We start from the raw sequence: 2,596 nt of genomic DNA, 5'->3' as shown, positions 1-2,596 counted from the left end.
TTAAGTACTGCTTTGTACCACTTTGAAAACAAATCAAATGGATCTTTTTCAAGTGAAAATATCATATCAAAAAATAAAATCTTAATTCTGGCACGCATTGCAAAAAGAAGTGCTACGGCCATTTTGTCGTATAAGTGTTATGATATTATTGCAAATCTTGCAAGGTTTTTGAACTTTACCATATACGTAAAAGTTATTTTGAAAGTATCCAGCAGATCCAGATGGCTGTGCATAATCTTTCAGTGTTGAACCACCTGCAGCAATTGCATCACTCAGAGTATTTTTTATTTCAGCAGCAAGTTTTTCGCACTCTCTATAGGTCAAGTTTTTTGCTGACCTGAGTGGTGATATACGGGCTCTAAACAAGCTCTCAGAAGCATATATGTTGCCTACGCCAACTATTGATTTATTGTCCATTAACGCTGATTTGATATTCACTTTTTTGTTTTTCAGCAACTCCTGTAAATAGTCTCCACTGAATTCATCCGTGAGGGGCTCTATTCCAAAATCGCTAAAAAAATCCGTTTCTTGTTCTTTATTTAAAACGATAACTAATCCAAATCTTCTTGGGTCATTAAAAATTATTGAAGTATTGTCAGAAAATAAAAATACCACGTGATCATGCTTATTCCGCATTTGATCGTGGTCAGCATATATAAGCTTTCCGCTCATGCCAAGATGTATGATTACAGCCACACTACCATCTGTATTCCAGATGGTATACTTACCTCTACGCTTGATGTTGCGTATGACTTTGCCCTTTAGCATATCATCAATATTTTTTGTTATTGGGGCACGTAAATTCCAATTATTCACTATAACATTACTGATTTGCTTGTTTTTAATTTTATCAAGCAAAAAATTAGAGATTACTTCCACTTCCGGTAGTTCTGGCATGATACCTCCTTCAAAACTTAAGTTTCTGATGGTAATTTTGTCGTTCTCAAATACATTCGAGTATTCTGCGGTGCTTTCTCCTAAAAATTCCTCACCACAAACGAGTTTTGAAAGGGTTCTCTGTCTACTCTGTTGCTGCTTTTTTCTTTTCAAAATATTTTGCTTTAAAGCTTTCGCTAATCTTTTTTTCTCCTCTTCTTTTTCCTTATTCTTTTTTGTGTTATTCATTATCATAATATATAAACTTGCCGTTGTAGCTCAGGTGGTAGAGTACGTCATTGGTAATGACGAGGTCCCAAGTTCGAGTCTTGGTAACGGCACACTGATTATACTTATAATATTGCATAACTTGTAAGCAAGGCTTAGAAGAAAGTTACAGAGGTAAGTTGTCATGCTTTTTCCATATCCTTTCTACCTTCTTGTTTTTGAGTAGCTCTAATGCTTTACAAAAGTGATACCTTGTTTTACTTGGCACTATAATGTCATCAATGTATCCATATGATGCAGCAAAAAATGGGTTAGCAAATTTTTCTTTANATTCTTTAATTAACGTTTGCTGATCTTTTTCGTGTAGATATATAATCTCAACTGCACTTTCAGGGCCCATCACAGCTATTTCAGCAGTTGGCCAGGCATAATTTATATCACCTTTTAGATGTTTCGAATTCATAACAATGTATGCACCACCATACGCTTTTCTAGTGATAAGGCTAATTTTCGGCACGGTCGCTTCAGCGTAAGCGTAAAGCAGTTTCGCTCCGTGTTGTATTATATTATTGTATTCTTGATTTGTACCCGGCAAAAATCCTGGAACATCAATAAGTGTGATGATCGGAATGTTAAATGCGTCACAAAACCTTACAAACCTCGCAGCTTTTCTTGAAGAATCAATATCCAAACATCCTGCAAGGTGCATAGGTTGATTTGCAACAATACCGACAGTATTTCCTCCAATTCTACCAAAACCAGTTTGATATTACGAGCAAAATCAGGTTTCAGTTCAAAGAAATTCCTTTCATCACAAACTTTTTCAATGAGTTCATACATATCATAAGGAGTATTAGGATTGGTAGGAATTAGAGTGTTTAAGGATTCATCAATGTCGTCAACATCATTACAGATTGGTGCAGATTTTGGTGATTCTTGATTATTTGCTGGTAAGAAAGTAAAGAATTCACGCATTTTTAGCAGCATTTCAACATCATTATTGAATGCAAAATCCGCTACTCCTGTTTTGCTTGTATGAATTTTTGCTCCACCGAGGTCTTCGAAACTTACATCTTCGTAGGTAACCTTTTTTACTACATCTGGCCCGGTTATAAACATATATGAACTGTTTTTCACCATGAAAGTAAAGTCAGTTAATGCTGGGGAATAAACTGCACCTCCTGCACATGGGCCCATAATTAAAGAAATTTGTGGTATAACACCCGATGCATTTACGTTTCTTTGAAAAATTTCTCCATAACCAGCAAGAGAATTTACTCCTTCCTGAATTCTGGCTCCACCAGAATCATTTAGTCCGATAATTGGAACTCTGGCATTAATTGCCATATCCATAATTTTGCATATTTTTTTTGCATGTGACGCACCAAGTGAACCACCAAAGACAGTAAAATCCTGAGAATAAACAAAAACTTTTCTGCCATAAATAGTACCATGACCAATCACTACCCCATCACCTAAAAAATTAGCATTT

General features: G+C 35.6%; 3 protein-coding genes, 1 tRNA gene and 1 pseudogene. 1 reads left to right on the top strand and 4 read right to left on the bottom strand.

The window, feature by feature from the left end; genetic code table 11:
* Positions 1–122: pseudogene (locus WG67_RS08770) on the bottom strand (pyridoxamine 5'-phosphate oxidase); the annotation flags it as partial.
* Positions 82–897, bottom strand: a complete 816-nt coding sequence (mutM, locus tag WG67_RS05015; protein WP_070357065.1) for a bifunctional DNA-formamidopyrimidine glycosylase/DNA-(apurinic or apyrimidinic site) lyase — start codon at positions 895–897, stop codon at positions 82–84. The gene mutM and the pseudogene WG67_RS08770, both read right to left, overlap by 41 nt.
* 247 nt (positions 898–1,144) lie before the next feature.
* Between mutM and WG67_RS05010 the strand changes: the two genes are divergently transcribed.
* Positions 1,145–1,217: transfer RNA gene (locus WG67_RS05010), tRNA-Thr, on the top strand.
* A 53-nt stretch (positions 1,218–1,270) separates the two neighbouring features.
* Here WG67_RS05010 and WG67_RS08765 read toward each other — a convergent pair.
* Positions 1,271–1,813 (bottom strand): carboxyl transferase domain-containing protein, encoded by a 543-nt coding sequence (locus WG67_RS08765; RefSeq protein ID WP_458694928.1) that lies wholly within the window; start codon positions 1,811–1,813, stop codon positions 1,271–1,273.
* Positions 1,756–2,596: acyl-CoA carboxylase subunit beta (locus WG67_RS08760; protein WP_458694927.1), on the bottom strand; the 841-nt coding region annotated here is incomplete at its 5' end. The genes WG67_RS08765 and WG67_RS08760, both read right to left, overlap by 58 nt.

Source organism: Wolbachia endosymbiont of Drosophila incompta, from assembly GCF_001758565.1.
Lineage (GTDB): Bacteria > Pseudomonadota > Alphaproteobacteria > Rickettsiales > Anaplasmataceae > Wolbachia > Wolbachia pipientis.
Note: the sequence above shows the minus strand (reverse complement) of the source record. Positions and strands in the feature narration are given on the sequence as shown.

Excerpts from the sequence above, each read along its gene's own strand:
- mutM (WP_070357065.1), bottom strand. The coding sequence starts at position 897 with ATGCCAGAACTACCGGAAGTGGAAGTAATCTCTAATTTTTTGCTTGAT.